Below are 20398 nucleotides of genomic sequence, written 5' to 3' on the forward strand. Positions count from 1 at the left end.
CGTCGGAGATCAGCCGACGGACATCAGCCGACGGAGATCAGCCGAGCCGTTTCCTCCGTCGCAGCACGAGCGCGCCCCCGACGACGAGCAGCAGCGCTCCGGCGAGTACGAACGGCACGGGGTCGGCTCCGGTGGCGGCGAGCGCTCCCGCCCGCGGGCGGGGAGCGGCGGCGACCGATCCGGATCCTGCCGCACCCGCGGCATCCGTTCCCGTGGACGGGTCGGCGCCGCCGCCCGATCCGGCCCCGGGATCCGTGCCGGGGCCCGGGTCCGTGCCGGGGTCCGTGCCGGCGTCGATGCATGCCGCGTACGCCTCGGGCGTGGGCGAGAAGCGGAACCAGTCGAACGTCGCGGGGAGCTCCGCCGCCGCCGTGGCGCCGCGGAAGGCGAACGGCCCGACGTGGGTGTACCGCGGGACGCCGGGAGACGTCTCCAGTCGCACCCGGTTCCCGAACGCCTCGAACGTCGAGCCGTCGTACGACACCGACGCCTCGATCTCGCGGCCGTCGCTGGTCAGCCGCAGCCAGACCTCGCCGACGTCGGTGCGCTGCTGACTGGTGAAGGCCGGGGAGCCCGCCCCCACCAGTTCGACGACCCGACCAGGCGTGGCCTTGCCCAGGTCGAACTTCAGATAGTTCGTGTCGCTGGCGTAGAGCAGCAGACCGGCCTGCTGGAAGTTCTGGGTGGGCGTGAGACCGACCTTGGTGGTCACCTGCCACGCCCCGGCGGGCAGCTCCTGCTGCAGCAGCGGTGCCGCCGACACCCCTCCCGTGTAGGTCGGCACGATCAGCGCGCCGTCGGAGACGGTGTGCCGCGCAGCATCCGCCCGCACCGTGCGATCCCACTGGTCGCCCAGCGCGCCGTCGAACTCGTCGGACCCCGGGGCGGCACAGGTGGCGAACAGCGGGTTCGCGGCATCCTCGGCGAACCCACCGAACGGGGGTTCGATGACCGTCTCCGCCCCGGCCTTCGCCCAGGCGATCGTGCCGCCGAGGCGGTCTCCGGATTCATAGAACAGATACGTCTCGCCGCCGTCGGTCACGACCTCCGGCGATGCCACCCGGCCGGTGTCGGTGCCGAGTCCGCTGGACTCGTGCAGCAGGATCGGCGTCTCCCCCACGTCGCGCAGCGTCGGGTCGATCGTGCGCGCATAGGACTTGCCGCTCGACGCGTGGTACAGCACGTAGAGCTGGCCGTCGTGCTCCCAGAGGTTGGGTCCGGAGACGTTCGCCCCCTCCTCCTCGCCCGGCTCGACGACCGGCACGGGGTCGACGACCCAGGTGCGCCCGTCGACGGACTCCGCGAGCCGGATGCGACGGATGCCGGTGAGACCGCCCGCGATCGGGGTGTCGTCGTTGGCCATGTAGAACATCGCGTAGTTGTACGGCGAGTCGGGATCGGGGTGGTCGAAGACCCGCGCGTACGAGCTCTCGGTGATCCTGCGCGTGCCCGGCACGTCGCCCATCGCGTTCGTGACGGCGATGTCGCCGTACTCGAACGTCACCCCGTCGGCGCTCGTCGCGAAGCGCGTCACCGAGTTGTTGCCGTGGAAGTAGAGGAACATCTTGCCCTCGTCGGCGTTCCAGAACGCGTCGGGGCTGGACACGTGCGGCACCGGTCCGTAGTGCGGCGGCCAGTCGTTCGTGATGACGGGCCCCGCGGCGTACTCGGTCCACGGACCCTCGAGGCTGTCGGCGTACATCAGCACGATCCCGCCGGGGTCGTCGTGCGGCGCGAGGTAGAGGTACCACTCGCCGAGCGGGTCCGCGAAGTGCTCCCCGGCGTGGAAGACGCTGGGGAAGATGTACTCGTCGGTCGGGTTGTAGACCATGTCGAACTTGTCGGTGATGATCCCCTGGTAGCCGAAGACCGGCCAATCGGCGGGCGGGGGTGCCACCTCAGCGGCGACTCCGCCTCCCGATCCGACGGGTGCCGCCTGCGCGGGCAGGGCGCCTCCCGCCGCCATGACCGCGGCGACGGCGACGGCGGCGAGCGACAGTGCGCGTCGCTGCGCACGTCTGGCTGTCGTTCTCATTGCTTCTCCTTCGGTGGATCCTGCGATGGATGCCCTGGCGAGGGCGCGACGAACAGTGCCCGGTCGGAACCGGGCGTGACGCGAGTGAGGGCGCTCCGGGTCAGCCCTTCAGACCGGTGTGGGCGAGTCCCTGCACGAACTGCTTCTGCGCGAACAGGAAGACGACCAGCACGGGCACGACCGTGAGCGTCGTGGCGGCGAGCTGCACGTTCCACATCGGCCCGCCGTAGGCGTCGACGTACTGCGTCAGCGCCTGCGGCAGCGTGAACATGTCCTTGCTCGACAGGTACACGATCGGTTCGAGGTACAGGTTCCAGGACTTCAGGAACGTGAAGATCGCGACCGCGGCGAGCGCGGGCCGGGCCAGCGGGAAGGCGATGCGCCAGAAGATGCCCCAGCGCCCGAGGCCGTCCATGCGCCCAGCCTCCTCCAGCTCCGTCGGCAGCCCGAGGAAGAACTGGCGCATGATGAACACCGCGAGCACCGCCGGCGCCCCGAGCACGGGGATGACGATCAGCGGCCAGTGCGTGTTGATCAGCCCCAGGGAGTTCACGAAGCGGAACAGCGGGACGATCGTCACCTCACTGGGCACCAGCAGCCCCACGAGCACCACGAGGAAGAGCGCGTTCGCGCCGGGGAAGCGGATGCGCGCGAACGCGTACCCGGCCATGGCGGCGACGAGCATCGTGCCCACCGTGACGAGCGCGGCGATGTAGAGGCTGTTCCAGTACTGCTGCGCGAACGGCTGCAGGCGGAACACCTCGCCGTACGCGTCTGCCGACGGGTTGGCCGGCCACAGGGTCGGGACCTTCTGGAGGATCTCGCTCATCGGCTTGAAGCTGCTCGTGATCATCCACAGCGTCGGGAAGACGAAGGGGATGCTGAGCACGGCCATCAGCGCGATGAGGCCTCCCGCGAACCAGCGCCGGCGGCGGGTGGCGGCGCCCGGCCGCTCGCGACGCTCCGGGGATCCGTTCGTGACGGCACGGGTGCTGAGGGACTCCGGCCGGTCGATGACGTCAGTTCTCATTGAAGACCCACCTCTTCCTGGTCTGCCATTGCACGAGCGTCAGCACGAGCACGATGAGGAACATCAGCACGGCGATGGCGCTCGCGTAGCCGAAGTCGTTGAAGCGGAACGCCTGCTGGTACAGGTAGTAGACGAGCACGGTCGTGGAGTTGCCCGGCCCGCCTCCGGTGAGCACCGCGATCTGCGCGAACACCTCGAGCGAGCCGACGATGGTGAGGATCATCACGAGCAGGATGGTCGGGCTGATCATCGGCAGCGTGATCGAGCGGAAGCGACGCCAGGCGCCAGCCCCGTCGATCCGTGCGGCCTCCCCGATCTCCTCCGGCACGCCCTGGAGCGCGGCCAGGAAGAGGATCATGTTGAGGCCGACGTTCTTGAACACCTGCACCACGATCACGGCGAGCATCGCCGTGACGTCGTTGCGCAGCCAGTTCGGCCCCTCGATTCCCACGGTGGCGAGGAAGCCGTTGATGCCGCCGTCGGACTGCAGCAGGAAGCTCCAGACGATGGTCCACGCGACGAGCGAGACGACGACCGGCGAGAAGAAGAACGTGCGGAAGGTCGTCGTCCCCGGCAGCTTCTGGTTGAGAAGCACCGCGAGGAAGAGGGCGAGCGTGACGTTGAGCACGACCAGCCCGATCGAGAACCACAGGCTCGCGAGCAGCGAGTCCCTGAGTCCGGGGTCGGCCAGCATCCGCTCGTAGTTGTCGGTTCCCGAGAACACGAAGGTGTTGGCGAGCACGTTCCAGTCGTGCAGCGAGAACCAGAGCACGGCGACGAGCGGGACGATGACGAAGGCGACGGCGCCGAGCACTACGGGGGCGACCATCGTGTACCCGACGATCCAGTCCTGCCGCGTCGCCGCGGAGCGGCGGGGGCGTGCGGGACGCCCCTTCCGCTCCGCGGTGTCGGCCGCCGCGAGGACGGCGGAGGATGTCATGCGATCAGCCCTCCAGAAGCGGAGCGATCGTCTCGCAGGTGCTGCCGAGCACGGACTCCACGTCGGCGTCCGCGGTCCACAGGGCGTCGAGCTGCGCACGCACCGTGTCCTGGATCTTGGCGAAGTTCGGGTGCGCCGGCTTGGTGACGGCATCCTGGATGCCGTCGACGACCACGGCCTGCAGCTGCTCCTCGGTGAGGCGCGGGTTGCCGGCGGCGAGGGTCTCGGCGTTCAGCAGCGACTCACGGGGCGGCGGGAAGTAGGCGGCGAGCTTCTCGGCGTTCTCCGGCGCCGTGAAGAAGGCGAGGAAATCGGCGGCCACGCCGGGGTTCTCCGCGTTCGCGAACACGCCGATGCCGGCCTGTCCGATCACGTTCTGGCGCCCCTCCGGGCCGTCGGGCAGCGGCACGACGTCCCAGCCGAACGAGTCGTCGAGGGCCGACGCGCGGCTGATCTGCGTGATCGTCATCGCGGCGTCCCCGGCGAAGAAGTCGGCGGTGACTCCGGGCTCGGGCATCGCGCCGTCGACGAAGATCGCGTCGTGGATCCACGTCATCGCGTCGACCATCTCGGGGTCGGTCAGCGTGCAGCTGGCGCCGTCCTCGCTCCACGGCGAGGCGCCGAACGACGACCAGATGGTGGCGAGGTTCTCCCACACCTTATAGTCGAAGTCGCGCACGACGAGACCCTGTTTGCCCGAGGTCGCGGCGGAGGCGGCGGAGATGTCGCGGGCCGCATCGAACGTCCAGTCGCCCGAGGCCACGAGGTCGGCCGGGTTCGGCTGACCGGCCGCGGCGATCTGGTCGGTGTTCACGAACACGGCGAACGGGCTATTCGAGAACGGGTACGCGAAGAGCTTGTCGTCCTGCTGCCAGAGCGCGAGCGAGGAGTCGAGCAGGTCGTCGTACTCGTACCCCTCGTGGTCCTGCAGCGTGCCGGTGATGTCGTAGAGGGCACCCGACGACACGAACTCCGGGGCGTAGCTCTCGAGGATCCAGCCGAGGTCGGGGGCGTTGCCTCCCGCGAGCTGGGTCGTGAGCGTCGTCGTGTAGTCGTCGAACGGGATCGGCTCGAAGGTGACCTTCGAGACCAGCTCCGGGTTCTCGGCGACGTACTCGTCGGCGATCTCCTGGAACAGGCCGAGCTGCGTCTCGTCGGCCGTCCAGACCGTCATGCGGAGCTCGACGGGCTCGTCGGGGGTGGCGGTGCCCTCGGGGCTCCCGCTGCATCCGGCGAGCACGAGGGCGACGGCGGCGATGCCGGCCCCGGCCGTCATCGGCAGACGCCGACGACGCGATGCGGATGTGCTCATGGTTGTCTTCTCCTTGCTGTGCTGTGATTCGGGTGGGTAGTAGGTGGGGTGGTCAGTAGGCGTAGACGCGGCCCTCCGGCCAGTGCAGCTCGACGCCCGCGGCCTCCAGCTCGCGCTGGTAGTCGGAGCGGATGCCGACGTCGCCGTGCACCTCGTGCGGAGTGGTGTCCGTCGCGGCGCAGTAGGCGGCGAGGTGACCGGCCGCCTCGCCGACGTTCCACTCCACGGGGTGCAGCCGGTAGCAGCCGTTCGTGATGTGCGTCGTGCCGATGTTCTTGTTCGCGGCGAGCAGGTTGGCGGTGCGCTGCGGGATGAGCGCGCCGAGCGGGATCTCGAAGGGCGTGGAGGCCACGTCGATGTAGGTGTCGCCGCCCGTGGAGGGGTGCAGGTCGATGCGGTACATGCCGACGCCGACCGACTCCTCGTACCTGGTCGCTCCGTCGTCTCCGCGTACGTCGTACGAGACGTCGTTCTCGGTGACCGTGGTGAGCGCCCTGATGCGCCGCGACTCGCGGTGGTACGGGGCCTGTGCGAGCCCGTCGTCCGACCCCATCACGTCGGGGCGCAGCCGCAGACCGGGGTATCCGGTGCCGCCGTCGGCGCGCGGCGCCTCGGTCTGCATCCAGTACATCATCGACAGCGAGAGCTGCCTGGCGCGCCGGTAGTGCTCGAGCTCCTCGTCGCGCGACACGTCGAGCACCGGGGCGAGGAAGTAGTCGATGCTGGGCCAGTTCACGAGGCAGATGTCGCTGTCGTAGAAGCCGGCCGCGAACTGGTCGCGCGCGGCGATGCGGCGGAACGTCCACAGGTTCGCGTCACCCGCGTTGCGCGACTGGTCGGCGTCGACCTCGGCGACGTCGTCGCCCGGGTTGGGGTCGAATGCGCGCGTGCCCATCTCGAGGGTGCGGGGGTTCGGGGCCTCCCACGACAGCATCCGGCTGCCCTGCCAGGCCTCGGGCAGATAGTCGCGCCAGAAGTCGTAGTCGGCCGGGCGCTCGATCGTGTGGTCGCCGTCGACGTGCTCGATCGCGAAGCACACGCTGAGCGCCTGCACGTTGTCGGGCTGGGCCTCGTCGGGGGCGCTGGGCTCGCCGGTCTCGGCGCGCGACTCGAAGCCGGTCACGTACTCGGTGCCCGACAGCGGCAGCAGCTCGCCCGTCTCGGTCGCGTCGAGCACGTACTGCGCGGTGACCGAGACGGTCTCGCCGTCGACCTCGGACTGCAGCGTGACGCGGGTGATGCGGTCTCCGTCGACGTCGGCCGCGACGGGACGCACGCGCTCCAGCAGACGGATGCGGCCCGTCGACCGGTGCGGGGCGAGCATCTCCTCCAGCACTCCGACCGCGATCCGCGGCTCGTGGCACAGCTTCGACACCCAGCCCGCACCGGGGTTGAGGTCGGCGCGGCCCGTCGCGGCCTCCGTCAGCGGATAGCGGCGACGGTAGACCTCGCGGATGCCGTCGCGCAGCTGCCGGTAGCGGGCGGTGATGCCGAACTCCTCCACCCAGGGGTGCTCGTCGGGCGGCACCGCCTGCGAGGTGAGCTGGCCGCCGATCCACGGGTACTCCTCGGTGAGGATCACGTGGGCACCTCGGTCGGCGGCGGCGAGGGCGGCGGCCACGCCACCGAGTCCGGCGCCCACGACGAGGATGTCGGTGGTCAGTTCTCGCGTTGTCACGAAGGGTTCCTTTCGAAGGGTCGGGTGAGGGAGGGGGCCAGCGCGACGGTGTCGCCCTCGACGTCCGGGCAGTCGATGATCTGGTGGTAGTCGGCGTCCGTGAGCCGCAGGGCGGCGGACGGGCGGACCGAGGCGCGGCGGGTCGGCTCGGCATCCTGATGGACGATCCGCGAGAGCAGCACGAGGGCGCGGGCGCCCATCTCCTCGCGAGGGACGGAGAAACCCGACCACCGGCGCCCGCGGCGGAGCGGCAGGTGCGGCTGACCGAGCAGCACGACCGACAGATCGCGCGGAACGGCGAGCCCCCTCGCCTCGAGCGCGTCGGCGATCTCGTCCGGGTCGTTCTCGGGAGCGAGCAGCAGGGCGGTGATGCCGCGCTCGACGATCTCGTCGGTGCCGCGGGCGCCGTCGCGCAGGTCGAGGAAGCGGGGCGCGAGCCCCTTGGCCTTCATCGCGTCTCGGTAGCCGTCGACGCGATCGCGCGTTGACTGGTCGTCGCTGCGCGCGCCCGCATAGGCGATCTGGGTGTGCCCGAGAGCGACGAGCCGATCGACCTGGCGCGCGGTGGCCGTGACGTAGTCGGCGCCGACGTACGGCAGCAGGTGCTTGTCGGTCTCGCGCTTGCCGATGAAGACGAACGGATAGTTCGTGTCGAGCAGGTGCTGCAGCTCTTCGCGGTCCTCCTGCTGCCCGAGCAGCAGGCATCCGTCGGCGATGCCCAGCCGCTGCCACCCGTCGCCCGCGAGCCGGCGTCGTCCGTCGACCACCCGCGCCGAGGTGAACAGCAGCATGTCGACGCCGAGCTGCTCGGCCGCCTCCTCGATGCCGTTCAGGAAGGCGCCGTAGAAGTCACGGCCTCCGCGCGGGAACGTCTTCTCGTAGGTGAAGACGCCGAGCAGCTGATTCTTGCCGCCGGCGAGGCGCTGCGCGACCGGGTTGGCCGAGTAGCCCGTGATGCGGAGCGCCTCGAGCACCCGGTTGCGCGTGGCCTCCGAGATGCGCACGCCCTTCGGCGTGTGCCCGCTCAGCACGATGCTGACGGTCGCCTGGCTGACGCCGGCGAGAGCGGCGACATCGGCCTGCGTCGAGCGGTGGTGCGGCATCGATCCTCCTTGATCGCCTGCGGGGTGTTCCCTCACTCTGGCGACAGAGGACCGAGATGGTCAACGTGATAATACGCATTATTAGCGCGGACGCCGGGGGCGCCCGCCCGTGGCGCGTCAGGCGGCGAGCGCGAGCCACGCCCTCGGACTGCATCCGAGTCGCTGAGAGAACGCGCGGGAGAACGCCGACGCGCTCGCGTAGCCGAGCTCCGCGGCGATCGTGCCGACCGGGGTGCCCGCGCGCAGCTGCTCCTGCGCGATCGTGAGGCGCCACTCCGTGAGGTAGTCGGCGGGTGTGGTGCCCACCACGTCTTTGAAGCGGGCGGCGAAGGCGCTCCGCGACATGGCAGCGGTGCGGGCGAGGGCGAGCAGCGTCCACGGCTCGCCCGGCGCCTCGTGCACGGCCGACAGCGCGCGTGCCAACCCCTCGTCGGAGAGCCCGGAGAGCAGTCCGGGCGGCAGCGCGAGTCGCTGGGGGTTGTCGAGCATCCACCGCAGCAGCTGGATGAGAACGACCTCGAACAGCCGGTCGATGAGGATCGGATGCCCGCAGCGCGCATCGTCGACCTCCGCGAAGAGCAGGTCGAGCGCCGGTCGCAGCGTCGTGACCTCGGCGAGGGGCAGAACGACGACCGACGGCAGCGCCCGCACGAGCGGATGCTGTGCACCGCCGGCGAGCTCGACGGTCGCGCACGCGAAGTCGGACTCCTCGGTCGGCGCGCCGACGAAGACGTGCTCGGTCGGCCGAGGGAAGAACAGCAGACTCGGCTCGGTCACGGCGATCCGGTCGGATGAGCCGCCTGGTCGCCTGACCTCCATCTCCATCTCCCCCTCCCGCAGGACGTGAAGGAACCCGCGTCCGGCCTCGGCGGGGAACGCGGTGACCCCGCACAACGGCCCGCTGTGGAAGAGGCGTGTGCGCACCCGGAATCGCGCGAGCAGGGGCGAGAGGCGATCGACGGGGGGCATGGGCTCAGTATCTGGACTATCTGTCAATTAGTCAAGACGGAATGGTGCGTATCGTCCACGGTCGATCGGAAGGATGGAGTCATCGCCACCCGCGTGAGGGTGGCCCGATCAAGGAGTAGAACCATGGCCAACGTCCCTCTCATCGACCGCAACGACACCATCGGCACCGTCAGGGAGCACCTCGACGAGATCTCGGGCGCCTTCGGCACCGTGCCGGCGATGTTCCGCGCGGTGGCCAACTCGCCCGCCGCACTCGCGAGCATGTGGGGCTCCTTCGGCGCGTTCGGCGGCGGGACCCTCGGTGCGGCCCTCGGCGAGCAGATCGCCGTCGCGGTCGCCGATCGCAACTCGTGCGAGTACTGCCTGGCCGCCCACACCGCGCTCGGGAAGAAGGCGGGACTCACGCGCGACGCCCTCGCCGCCGCACAGCACGGCGAGTCGGACGATCCGAAGACCGCTGCGCTCCTCGCGTTCGCGCTCGCGCTCGTGAACGACCGGGGCCAGCTGTCTCCGGCCGACGTGCAGGCGGTCCGCGACCAGGGCTGGACCGACGAGCAGATCGTCGAGACCATCGGCCAGGTCGCGCTCAACCTCTTCACGAACTACGTGAGCATCGCCCTCGATGTCCCGATCGACTTCCCCACCGTCCCGCTCCGCCGCGCGCGCTGATCGCTCCGGCATCCACCGAAAGGCATTCTCATGACCGACTCCTGGCTTCCGTCACTGCTCACTCCGACTCCGGAGGACGGGTACGCCCTCGCGGTGAGACTGTCCCGCACCGCGGTGAAGCTCACCCAGCCCTCGGCCGAGGTGCGCGAGCGCGTCCGCGCCGTCTACGCGGAGGACTTCGGAGCGCTCATCGCCATCTCCCAGGTCGTCGCCACTAACTTCCAGACGGTGGCGACGGCCAACGGGTACTGGCGGGGGTGACGTCGGGCGACGGCTACCACCTTTCCCCGCCCGTTTCAAGCACGCGCGCCACTTCCTGCCGCGTGCGACGATCAGGTCATGGACGCTCCCACCCCGCTCTCCTCCTCCGGTGAGGATGCTGCGCGGGGTGCGGAGCGCCGGCTGATGGCCGAGGCAGCCGCAGGCGGACAGGCCGCCCTCGCGCAGGTGTACGACCTCACCTCCGCGCAGGTGTTCGGCCTGATCCTCGGCGTCGTCCGCGACCGGACCGCGGCCGAGGAGGTGCTGCAGGAGACCTACCTGCACGCCTGGCAGCACGCCGCCGATTTCGACGCCTCCCGCGACACCATCGCGGTGTGGCTGTGCGGCATCGCGCATCGGTACGCCGTCGCCCATCTGCGGTCGGTCGAGTCGGAGGCAGAGGGCGGAGCCGCCGACGAGGAGTCCTACGCCGACCGGCTCAGCGAGGCGATGCGCAGCCTCCCGCCCGAGCAGTCGCAGTGCATCGCACTCGCGTACTACGCCGGGCTGACGCAGTTCCAGATCGCCGCCCGCACGGCGCAGACGCTCGCAGCGGTACGGTCGCACACCCGCGCCGGGCTCTCCGGACTCCACGACCACTCCCAGCGGGCCCGGCCCGAGACCGCCGGCATCGGGACCCCCGAGCCCGCCTGAGTCAGTCCCGCGCGTGCCGCGCGCCCGACCGGTACGCGCGCCAGAGGATCCGCGCGTGGTCCTCCTTGGCATCGGCGACGCCCGCCTCGTCGCCGCGCAGTGCGCTCACCCACTCGCGCACCCGAGCCGCGACGGCGCCGACGATCATCGCGAGATCGGTCCGGACGGGCGGAGGCGTCAGCGCCTCCTCGTCCGACATCCGGCCCCGCGCAGGCAGGTCGTCGTCCAGATGCCGCATCGTGAGCTTCGCGACCCCCACGGCGTGCGCGTTGATGATCGAGTGCGCCGCTCCCTCGATCTCCCAGCGGGACGCCGACGGGCAGGCGGCGATCAGTCGCGAGTGGAAGCGCCGCGACGAGGTCGCATCGTGCTCACCGCGGATGAACAGCATCCGCGTCGAGAGTCCGCCGACGGCATCCGTGATCCGGTAGCGGAGCATGTGCGGCAGCACCCGGAGGAAGTACACGGGGCCGCAGAGGATGTACGCCGAGACGGCGATCATGGCCAGGTGCAGCGACTCGCGCAGCGACGACTGCAGGAATCGCACCGCCTGGCGGAAGACGGTGGCCTCGTGCTCGTCGACGACGGGGCTCACGAGCACGGCGTGACGCAGGTCGGGCCTGCGCGTCAGCACCTCGGTGACGATCTGCGACCCCATCGAGTGGCCGATGAGCACCGGCGTCGACAGTCCGTAGTGGTCGAGGACCGCCTCGACCTGGTCGGCGAAGAACGAGATCGACGGCGTGCGTTCGCGGGGTTTCGCGACGCCGGCGAATCCGGCGAGGTCGAGGGCGTACACGTCGCCCCGCTGCGCGAGCGTCGGTGCGAGGAACTCGAAGTAGCTCGCCGCGACGCCGATGCCCGCGACCAGTACGAAGGGCTCCCGACCCGCCGCCGCTGTCGTCGTCACCCGGGTGACGCGCGTGGTCGCCGACGGCGAGGTCACGTGCTCGACGATCACCTCTGGCCTGTCCGATCCGCTCGTCACCCCTCCACCCTGCCAGTCCGCGGCACGGATTCGGCGCGGACGGACCCGCGATGTCGGTGCCCGGGAGTAGACAGGAGGCATGCGTGCGCCCTCTCCCCTGCTCGACGTCAGGCGGATCTATGCGGAGCCGGATGCCGCGCGCTCGCCCCGCGGGCAGGAGATCATCGCCCGGTGGCCCGACGCGGCGATCGTGCCGGTCGCGTCGCACTGGCAGATCCCCGAGGTGCACGGTGACGAGCGCAACGTGGCGCGCTGGGTGCGCATCAAGACCGAGGCGCTCGTGCTCGGCGAGAAGAAGAGCGTCGCGACACGGATCAACGGCCGCTCGGCCGACTTCATCGCCCCCTCGCTCGCGAACGGCTGCGCCATGGCCTGCGCCTACTGCTACGTGCCGCGGCGCAAGGGCTACAGCAACCCGGTCACGGTGTTCACCAACATCGACCGCATCACGGCGCACCTCGCCCGGCACGTCAGCAAGCAGGGGCCGAAGACCGAGCCGAACCAGTGCGACCCCGAGGCGTGGGTGTACGACATCGGCGAGAACAGCGACTGCGCGGTCGACGCGATGATCAGCGAGAACGTGCGCGACGTCTGCGACCTGTTCCGCATGCTCCCCACCGCGAAGGCGTCGTTCGCGACGAAGTACGTCAACCGCGACATGCTCGACTGGGATCCGCTCGGCCGCACCCGCATCCGCTTCTCGCTCATGCCGGCATCCGTCGCGAAGGTCACCGACATCCGCACCTCGCCGATCGCCGAGCGCATCGCCGCGATCGACGACTTCGTCGAGGCCGGCTACGAGGTGCACCTCAACTTCTCGCCGATCATCGTCACGCCCACCTGGCTCGAGGAGTGGACCGAGTTGCTCGTGCACCTCGACGACGTGCTGTCACCTGCGGCGAAACGGCAGCTGGCGGCCGAGGTCATCTTCCTCACCCACAACGAACGACTGCACGAGGTCAACCTCGGCTGGCATCCGAAGGCCGAGGACCTGCTGTGGACGCCGGCGACCCAGGAGACCAAGGTGTCGCAGAACGGCGCGGTCAACGTGCGATATCGCGCCGACCTCAAACGCGGGCACGTCGAGACCTTCACCCGGCTCGTCGCCCGTCACCTGCCCTCGTGCCGCATCCGGTACGCGTTCTAGATGTCAACCCTCGCGCACGTTCCGGATCGCGGGGATACCGTCGCTGACATGAGCTCTTCTCGCACGTCCCCCGCCTCCGTCGACGACATCGCCCGCGACGGATTCGGGTGGGAGGAGCTGCTGCCCGGGCAGCGCGAGGCCATCACCTCGGCGGTCGCTGGGCGCGACACTCTGCTCGTGCTGGCCACCGGCGGCGGCAAGTCGGCGGTGTACCAGGTCGCCGGCGCGCAGCGCGGCGGCGTCGTGCTCGTCGTCTCGCCGCTCGTGGCCCTGCAGGCCGACCAGCTTGCGTCGATCCGCGAGGCGCCGGCCGCCCCGCCGGCCGTCGCGCTCAACGGCTCGACCTCCGCCGCCGACGCCACTCACGCCTGGGAGCTCATCGATCAGGGCGGCCCGGTGTACGTGCTGCTCGCCCCCGAGCAGCTGGCGAAGGAGGAGACGGTGGCACGCCTGGCTGCGGCGGGCGTCTCGCTGTTCGTCGTCGACGAGGCGCACTGCGTGTCGTCGTGGGGGCACGACTTCCGCCCCGACTACGCACGGCTCGGCGATGTGCGCCGCGAACTCGGCGACCCGCCCGTGCTCGCGATGACCGCGACGGCCTCCGAACCGGTCCGCGCCGAGATCATCGAGAAGCTGTCGATGACCGACGTCGACGTGCAGGTGCACGGCGTCGACCGTCCGGAGATCCGTCTCGTCGTGCACCGGCACGAGAGCGACGCCGAGAAGAAGGCCGCGGTCGTGCAGGAGGCTCGCACGTGGACCGCGCCGGGCATCGTGTACGTCGCGACGCGGAAGGAGGCCGAGAGCTACGCCGACGAGATCGCCTCGGACGACCGCCGCGTCGCCGCCTACCACGCGGGACTCCAGGCCGCGGAGCGGCGCGATGTGCAGGACCGCTGGCGCGACGGCAGCCTCGACGTCGTCGTCGCGACCTCCGCGTTCGGGATGGGCATCGACAGGGCAGACGTGCGCTTCGTGCTGCACGCCACGGTCACGGAATCGTTGGACGCGTACTACCAGGAGGTCGGACGCGCCGGCCGCGACGGAGAGCCGGCGACCACCGCCCTGCACTACCGGCCGGAAGACCTCGGGCTCCGGCGTTTCTTCACGAGGCGCTCGGTGCGCACCGCCGACATCCGCGCGGTGCGCTCCGCGATCGTCGCGACGCCCGGTGCCCACCTGCGCGCGCTGGCGGATGCCGTCGGCAGGCCCACGCGCACGGTCACCCGTCTCGTCAACGACCTGGTCGACGCGGGCCTCGTCGACACCACCGACGGGGTGCGCCTGGTCCGCCCGGTCACAGCGGCGCAGGCGACGAAGGCCGTGCGGGAGACGCTGGAGTCACGCGAGCGGATCGCCGACTCCCGTCTCGCGATGATGCGCGCGTACGCCGAGACGACGCAGTGCCGTCGCCGGGTGCTGCTCGAGTACTTCGGGGTCGACGGCCCCGCCTGGTGCGACAACTGCGACCGGTGCGAACAGCGCGACGCCTCGAGGTCGACCGATGACGACGCGGCGATCGCCGATGCCCCCGTCTCGATCGACCAGAGCGTTCGGCACCGCGACTGGGGCGAGGGCACGGTCACGGGCGTGGAGGCCGACCGGGCGACGGTGTACTTCGCGTCAGAGGGGTACAAGGTGCTGTCGTTCACCGCGATCGACAGCGGCGCGCTCACGCTCGCCGAGCCCGCCGGTCGCTGATCGCGAGCAACGCACCACCGAGCACGGCGGCGACGAGCGAGCCTGTGAGCACACCGATCTTCACGTGCTCGTCGGCGACCGAGGCGCTCCCGTAGGCCAGCTCGCCCACGAGCAGCGACACCGTGAAGCCGATGCCGGCGACGAACGACATGCCGGTGAGGTCGAACCAGCGCAGGGACGGATCGAGCCGCAACCCGGGAAGGCGGGTCAGCACGACGGTGGTCACGAGGATGCCGAGGGGCTTGCCCGCGACGAGACCCACGACGATGCCCAGTGTCAGCGGATCGCTGAACGCCGAACGGAGCCCCTCCGCCCCGCCGATCGCGACACCGGCGGAGAAGAACGCGAAGACCGGGACCGCGAACACCGTGGCGACGACGCCCCACCGATCGGCCCAGTGCGGGGCCAGCCCCTCCCACACCGGCTCGGACTCCCGGCGGTCGACGCGCACGCGCGCGCGAGGCGTGGGCAGCACCGGCACCGTGAACCCGAGCAGCACACCGGCCACGGTGGCGTGCACGCCCGAGGCGTGGATGAGCGCCCAGGTGGCGAGGGCGAGCGGCAGCAGGATCCACCACGCGCGCACGCCCCGCTGCGCGGCGACGGCGAATCCGGCGAGCGGCAGCAGTGCGAGTGCGAGCCACGGCAGGCTGATCGTGTCGGTGTAGACGGTGGCGATGATCGTGATCGCGATGAGGTCGTCGACGATCGCGAGAGTGAGCAGGAACACCCGGAGCGCGGGCGGAAGGAAGCGCCCGACCACTGCGATCACGGCCACCGCGAAGGCGATGTCGGTCGCGGTCGGGATCGCCCAGCCGGATGCGGCGTCCGCGTCTCCGGCGGTGAAGAGCAGGAAGATCAGCGCCGGAGCGACGACGCCGCCCGCGGCGGCGGCGATGGGGAGCGCGGCAGCCCGCGGATCGCGGAGGCGCCCCGCGACGAACTCCTCCTTCAGTTCGAGTCCGACGACGAAGAAGAAGATCGCGAGCAGGCCGTCGGCCGCCCACGCGCCGACCGACAGCTCCAGATGCAGCTCGGGGATGCCGAACGTGACGTCGCGGATCGCGGCGTACCAGCCCGACGCGGGGCTGTTGGCGAGGATCAGGGCGGCGACGGTCGCGGCCAGGAGCAGCACTCCTGCGGTGACGTCGCTGCGGACGGTGGAGCGCACGCCACGCCACAGCTCATGGGGCGCGACGCGGAAGATGGACGACGAGGACATGGATGACCTACCTCACGGTGGGAACGGGCGACACGAGCAGGAGCGCACCACCCACCGGGGTCGGCGGTGCGTCAGCTGCGTGGCGGCGGGCAGCCCGCGATCTCTCCATGCGACAGCGTGCCCCAGACGCTGGTCCATCCGTTGGTCCCCGGGTGCATGACGACCTTCTCGCCGGCGGCCATCGGGGTCGCCGATACCAGCAGGCGCGGAGCGCGCACCGCAGCGGGCATCGGACGGGGAGGCATGACCCCATTCTACCGCCGGGCCGGGTCCGGCCGACAGCGCTCATCCGCCATCGACCGGACCCTCCCCACGGTCAGGAATCCCGTCGGATCAGGTCGTTCGTCGACCTCAGCACCAGCCGGTCCGAGAACGCCGCGGCGTCGGCATCCGTCGCTCCCCGCACGGTGAACCGGGCGGTCTCGCCCGGCAGCAGCGTGACGAGCGCCTCGTCCGTCTCGGCCGCAGGATCGATGCGGTCGACGAGCAGCGTGAGATCGCGCACGAGCGTCCCCGCCGTGACGTCGACGGCCCAGCCGTCATCCGTCCGGTGCGCTGCGACCTCGGTCGACGCGGCGGGCAGCGACGAGTCGCGCGGCTCCGCGAAGAACCAGTCGGCGGTCGCGTCTGCGGCGGCGCTCCCGCGGGCCGCGGTCGCGCGGATCATCTCGCCGGCGGCGTCCTGCGCGGCAGCGACGTCGGCGGCGAGGGCGACCCGCTCGATGCCGCGCGCCGGCACGACGACCGACCAGGTCTGCTCGGCGAGCGGCACACCCTCGAACGACCGGCGGGTGATCGCGAACTCGGCGCGCCAGTCCTCGTCGGTGTCGTTCGTGGCGGCGAGGGTCAGCCCCTCGGCGCCGGGCTGGATCGTCGCCAGGCGCGGAGCGTTCGCCGCCCGCAGGGCGAAGAGCAGCGGCTTGCGGCGCCCGTCTCCATCGACGGCGGCCCACGAGGTCACCGGCCAGCAGTCGTTGAGCTGCCAGGTGACGGTGCCTGTGTTGTACGGGGCGAGCGAGCGCCACCACTCGATCGCGGTGCGCACGGCCACCGCCTGGTTGAGTGACATCGCCCAGTGCCAGTCGTCCATGTCGTTGGGCAGCGGCAGGTGCGGCACGAGGCCGTCGGTGAGCTTGTCGTTGCCCGTGATCGCCTTCTGGTGCACGATCATGCCTGGCGACTCGGGGGTGAGCGGGTCGTCGCCGACAGCCCTGGTGAGCGTGCTCCACGTCGGCGGTCCCTGCCACCCGAACTCCGCGACGAATCGCGGACGGTGGTCGCGGTAGTGCGTCCAGTCCTTCTGGTTCCAGGTGTCCCACACGTGCATGGTGCCGCGCTCCGCGGCGTTCTGCCGGTCGTCGCGGTCGGGGCTGAACGGGCTGCCGGGCGTGTAGGGCACCTGCGGGGCGAGCTCGCCGACGATCGCCGGCAGCAGCTCGTAGTAGTACCCGGCGCCCCAGGTGCGACCGTCGAGTCGCCCCTCCCAGCGCCACTCCTGTCGGCCCCAGATGTTCTCGTTGTTGCCGTTGAGGATCACGAGCGACGGATGCGAGGCGAGGCGGATGACGGCGGCTCGGGCCTCGAGCTCGACCTCCGTCCACAGCGGCTCCTCCTCCGAGTACGCCGCGCACGCGAACAGGAAGTCCTGCCAGGTCAGCAGGCCGCGCTCGTCGCACTCGGCGTAGAAGTCGTCGGATTCGTAGATGCCGCCACCCCACACGCGGATGAGGTTGAGGCCCGCGAACTCCGCCTGCGCGAGTCGCTCGGCGTACCGTGCCCGGTCGACGCGGTGCGGGAACGCGTCGTCGGGGATCCAGTTCGCCCCGCGGATCTCGATGGCCCGGTCGTTCACGACGATCGCGAACCCGATGCCCTCCGTGTCCTCCTGCAGTCGCGCCGCGACCGAGCGGAACCCGACCCGCCGCTCGTGCTCGTCGATCGCCTCGCCGTCGCGCAGCAGCTCGAGCCGCGCGTCGTACAGCGGCTGCGCGCCGTGGCCCCGCGGCCACCACGGCTCGGCCGACGGCACGTCGCCCTCGACCAGCACCGCGCCGTCGCGCACCTCGGCCTCGAACTCCGCCCCGGCGACGACGAGCCGCGCACGCAGACCATCGGCGGCTCCGTCGACGGATGCCGTGGCCCGCACCCGCGGCACGCCCTCGACCACGTCGCCCGCGATCAGCGCGTCCCCGAGCCGCGCATCCGACCAGCTCTCGATGGCGACGGGGCGCCAGATGCCCGAGGTCGTCGTGTCGATGCCCCAGTCCCAGCCGAAACTGCACGCCATCTTGCGCAGCGCGTTGTACGGGTGGTGGTTGGCGTGCGGGCGGGCGCCGAGCGCGAGGCTGGCGGCATCCGCCGCACGGATCGGCGACCGGAACGCCACCTCCAGCTCATTCTCCCCCGCGCGCAGCGCCGACGTGACGTCGATGCGGTGCGAGCGGTGCATGTTCTGCACGCTCGCGATCTCGACGCCGTTCAGGCGGATCGACGCGACCGTGTCGACGCCGTCGAACACGAGATCGTGGCGCTCGTCGGCATCCGGGTCCACCCCGGGGATCGTGGTGCGGTAGGTCCAGTCGACGAGGCCGATCCACGACAGGGTCTTCTCGTTCTCGTCGAGGTACGGGTCGGGGATGAGACCAGCCGCGAGCAGGTCGGTGTGGATGCTGCCCGGCACCTGCGCCGGGATCGCACCGGCGTCGGCGACAGCCGGCGGCACGGTCCCCCTCGCGGCGATCGCAGTCCATCCGTCGTGCAGGGGTCGTCGGGTGACGGTCACAGGGTGCCTTTCATCGGTCACGGCTCGGGGGAAGCGTCGGGCGCCGCCGAGGAGACCGCGTCGGCGCACATCTGCAGCATCCAGTCAACGCTGGCGCAGAGCATGAACCCGATGGCCACGCCGGTCAACCCCCTGACCGGTGCGAGAGGGCCGACCTAGGGTCGACGCACACGACCGAACATGAGCAGAGGAGGACGACATGAGCGACCCGTCGAACACGCAGGGCACTCCCGGTTCCGGCGAGGAGGCCGACACGGCGTCGGGCGGCGCGCCCGACGACTCCGGCGACAAGAGGTACACGGGCGAGACCGACGGCCCTGACGACTCCGACGACTCCGACGACGTCCGCGAGACGCTCGACGAGCAGACGACCGACGACGAGGGCAAGCCCGTCGAGAACCCGTCGGGCGGCTGATCCGTCGGGCGCCGGTTCATTGCCGACGCCCCGGTGCATTGCCGAGGCCCCGGGCTGGTGACGTACACAGCCCGGGGCCTCGGCGCGGACCGGGGCGTCGGCGTCCTGGCGGCCCGCCGTCCGCGGAGACGGATGCCGTCTGCGGAGACGGATGCCGTCAGCCGAGGCGAGCCGTGCGCAGCGTGGCGGTCGCGCTGTGCGCGGCCATGCCCTCCGAGTCGGAGATCACCTGCACGGCGTCTGCGAGCGCGGGCGTCGCCTCACGGCTGATGCGCTGGTACGTGAGCGGCTTGAGGAAGCGCGACACCGAGAGCCCGGCGCTGTGCTTGGCGCCGCCGGCCGTCGGGAGCACGTGGTTCGTGCCCGCCATGCCCTTGTCGGAGTAGGCGACGGTGCTCCACGGCCCGAGGAAGATCGACCCGTAGTTGCGGAGGTTCTCGTGGTACCAGTCGTCGTCGGCCGTGAGGATCTCGAGGTGCTCGGGGGCGAGGTCGTCCATGAGGGCCGCGGCGGTCTCGCGGTCCTTCGCGACGGTCACCACGCCGTAGTCGCGCCAGGCCGCGCCGGCGATCTCGGCGGTCGCGAGGGTCTCGAGCTGTCGGTCGATCTCGGCGATCACGGCGCGAGCGTGCTCCTCCGACGTGGTGATGAGCGCAGCCGGGGAATTGGGGCCGTGCTCGGCCTGACCGAGCAGATCGGCGGCCACGAGCTCGGGATCGGCCGTCTCGTCGGAGATGACCGCGACCTCGCTGGGGCCGGCGAGCAGATCGATCGCGACGGTGCCGAACAGCTGACGCTTCGCCTCGGCGACGAAGGCGTTGCCCGCGCCGACCAGCATGTCGACGGGCAGCTCGCCCAGCAGGCCGTAGGCCATGGCGGCGAGCGCCTGGACTCCGCCGATGACGAAGACGCGGTCGACGCCGGAGAGGTGCGCGGCGTACACGACGGCGTCGTTGGCTCCGCCGTCGGGCTGCGGGGGCGTGCAGGCGATCACGGTCGGCACGCCCGCGGCCTTCGCGACGCCCACGGTCATGAACGCGCTCGCCGTGAGCGGGAAGCGTCCGGCCGGCAGATAGGCGCCGACGCGGGAGACGGGGATGTACTTGGCACCGGTCACGAGGCCGGGCACCAGCTCGGTCTCGAAGTCGGCGAGGTGCGAGCGCTGCTCGCGGGCGAAGGCCTGGGTGCGCGCGGCGCCGAGCTCGATCGCCTCGCGCAGGGCGGGATCGAGTCGCTCGCCGCTGCTCGCGATCTGCTCGGGCGTGAGCTCGATAACAGCGCCCTGATAGTTGTCGAGCTTCCTCGCGTAGTCGAGCACGGCGTCCATGCCGCGCTCCCGGATGTCGGCGAGCATCGTCGTCACGGTCTCGATTACGGCGGGGTCGCGCTGCGCGGCCGGGGCGTCGATCAGCGGGGTCTTGAGGTGGTGGAAGGCGCCATCATGACGCGCGAGGACTGCAGGAGAGTAACGCATGCAGGAAGGCTAGATCGG

General features: G+C 70.9%; 19 protein-coding genes. 7 read left to right on the forward strand and 12 right to left on the reverse strand.

All coding sequences use genetic code 11. The features are described 5' to 3' along the window. Positions 1–37 precede the first annotated feature (37 nt). The 7 genes from RAC69_RS04995 to RAC69_RS05025 form a co-directional block, all read right to left on the reverse strand. Positions 38–2035: a DUF1349 domain-containing protein gene (locus tag RAC69_RS04995; RefSeq protein WP_375085563.1), complete on the reverse strand. Its 1998-nt coding sequence runs from the start codon at positions 2033–2035 to the stop codon at positions 38–40. Positions 2036–2135: 100 nt separating this feature from the next. Further along, positions 2136–3065 carry a carbohydrate ABC transporter permease gene (locus RAC69_RS05000; protein WP_375085564.1) on the reverse strand — a complete coding sequence of 310 codons (930 nt, stop codon included), beginning with the start codon at positions 3063–3065 and terminating at the stop codon, positions 2136–2138. Then, a complete protein-coding gene (locus tag RAC69_RS05005; RefSeq protein ID WP_375085566.1) occupies positions 3055–4005 on the reverse strand; it encodes a carbohydrate ABC transporter permease in 951 nt (316 codons plus the stop codon). The genes RAC69_RS05000 and RAC69_RS05005 overlap by 11 nt, the downstream gene beginning before the upstream one ends. A gap of 4 nt (positions 4006–4009) precedes the next feature. After that, entirely contained in the window at positions 4010–5317 is a 1308-nt protein-coding gene (locus RAC69_RS05010) for an ABC transporter substrate-binding protein (RefSeq protein WP_375085568.1), read from the reverse strand. Positions 5318–5369: 52 nt separating this feature from the next. Beyond that, positions 5370–6995 carry an FAD-dependent oxidoreductase gene (locus RAC69_RS05015; protein WP_375085570.1) on the reverse strand — a complete coding sequence of 542 codons (1626 nt, stop codon included), beginning with the start codon at positions 6993–6995 and terminating at the stop codon, positions 5370–5372. Beyond that, positions 6992–8098 (reverse strand): LacI family DNA-binding transcriptional regulator, encoded by a 1107-nt coding sequence (locus RAC69_RS05020; protein WP_375085571.1) that lies wholly within the window; start codon positions 8096–8098, stop codon positions 6992–6994. Before RAC69_RS05020 ends, RAC69_RS05015 begins: the two co-directional genes overlap by 4 nt. 117 nt (positions 8099–8215) lie before the next feature. Then, on the reverse strand, positions 8216–9067 hold the full coding sequence (locus RAC69_RS05025; RefSeq protein WP_375085573.1) for an AraC family transcriptional regulator: 852 nt from the start codon (positions 9065–9067) through the stop codon (positions 8216–8218). Between the two features lie 123 nt (positions 9068–9190). Between RAC69_RS05025 and RAC69_RS05030 the strand changes: the two genes are divergently transcribed. From RAC69_RS05030 to RAC69_RS05040, 3 genes are all read left to right on the forward strand, one after another. Further along, entirely contained in the window at positions 9191–9736 is a 546-nt protein-coding gene (locus RAC69_RS05030; RefSeq protein ID WP_375085575.1) for a carboxymuconolactone decarboxylase family protein, read from the forward strand. A 30-nt stretch (positions 9737–9766) separates the two neighbouring features. Further along, entirely contained in the window at positions 9767–9997 is a 231-nt protein-coding gene (locus RAC69_RS05035) for a hexameric tyrosine-coordinated heme protein (protein ID WP_375085577.1), read from the forward strand. 78 nt (positions 9998–10075) lie between these two features. After that, positions 10076–10651 (forward strand): sigma-70 family RNA polymerase sigma factor, encoded by a 576-nt coding sequence (locus tag RAC69_RS05040; RefSeq protein ID WP_375085578.1) that lies wholly within the window; start codon positions 10076–10078, stop codon positions 10649–10651. 1 nt (position 10652) lies between these two features. Here RAC69_RS05040 and RAC69_RS05045 read toward each other — a convergent pair whose 3' ends face one another. Continuing rightward, positions 10653–11639 carry an alpha/beta fold hydrolase gene (locus RAC69_RS05045; RefSeq protein ID WP_375085580.1) on the reverse strand — a complete coding sequence of 329 codons (987 nt, stop codon included), beginning with the start codon at positions 11637–11639 and terminating at the stop codon, positions 10653–10655. A gap of 79 nt (positions 11640–11718) precedes the next feature. On the opposite strand from RAC69_RS05045, the gene RAC69_RS05050 reads away from it, so the two are divergent. Both RAC69_RS05050 and RAC69_RS05055 read left to right on the forward strand, forming a co-directional pair. Next, complete coding sequence (locus RAC69_RS05050; RefSeq protein ID WP_375085581.1) at positions 11719–12786, forward strand: spore photoproduct lyase family protein; 1068 nt, start codon at positions 11719–11721, stop codon at positions 12784–12786. A 48-nt stretch (positions 12787–12834) separates the two neighbouring features. Further along, positions 12835–14487, forward strand: a complete 1653-nt coding sequence (locus RAC69_RS05055; protein ID WP_375085582.1) for a RecQ family ATP-dependent DNA helicase — start codon at positions 12835–12837, stop codon at positions 14485–14487. Here RAC69_RS05055 and nhaA read toward each other — a convergent pair. From nhaA to RAC69_RS05070, 3 genes are all read right to left on the reverse strand, one after another. Then, positions 14459–15709 (reverse strand): Na+/H+ antiporter NhaA, encoded by a 1251-nt coding sequence (gene nhaA, locus RAC69_RS05060; protein ID WP_375085584.1) that lies wholly within the window; start codon positions 15707–15709, stop codon positions 14459–14461. The two genes, RAC69_RS05055 and nhaA, sit on opposite strands and share 29 nt — an antisense overlap. Before the next feature lie 71 nt (positions 15710–15780). Then, on the reverse strand, positions 15781–15954 hold the full coding sequence (locus RAC69_RS05065; protein ID WP_375085585.1) for a hypothetical protein: 174 nt from the start codon (positions 15952–15954) through the stop codon (positions 15781–15783). Between the two features lie 71 nt (positions 15955–16025). Next, positions 16026–18491 (reverse strand): glycoside hydrolase family 2 protein, encoded by a 2466-nt coding sequence (locus RAC69_RS05070; protein WP_375085587.1) that lies wholly within the window; start codon positions 18489–18491, stop codon positions 16026–16028. A 3-nt stretch (positions 18492–18494) separates the two neighbouring features. Here RAC69_RS05070 and RAC69_RS05075 point away from each other — a divergent pair, with 3 nt between their 5' ends. Next, on the forward strand, positions 18495–18650 hold the full coding sequence (locus RAC69_RS05075) for a hypothetical protein (protein ID WP_375085589.1): 156 nt from the start codon (positions 18495–18497) through the stop codon (positions 18648–18650). 40 nt (positions 18651–18690) lie between these two features. Next, positions 18691–18906 carry a hypothetical protein gene (locus tag RAC69_RS05080; protein ID WP_375085591.1) on the forward strand — a complete coding sequence of 72 codons (216 nt, stop codon included), beginning with the start codon at positions 18691–18693 and terminating at the stop codon, positions 18904–18906. A 157-nt stretch (positions 18907–19063) separates the two neighbouring features. On the opposite strand, the gene hisD is transcribed toward RAC69_RS05080, so the two are convergent. Beyond that, a complete protein-coding gene (gene hisD / locus RAC69_RS05085; protein ID WP_375085592.1) occupies positions 19064–20380 on the reverse strand; it encodes a histidinol dehydrogenase in 1317 nt (438 codons plus the stop codon). Positions 20381–20398: the final 18 nt, after the last annotated feature.

The sequence above is a fragment of the Microbacterium sp. LS_15 genome, assembly GCF_041954735.1.
Lineage (GTDB): Bacteria > Actinomycetota > Actinomycetes > Actinomycetales > Microbacteriaceae > Microbacterium.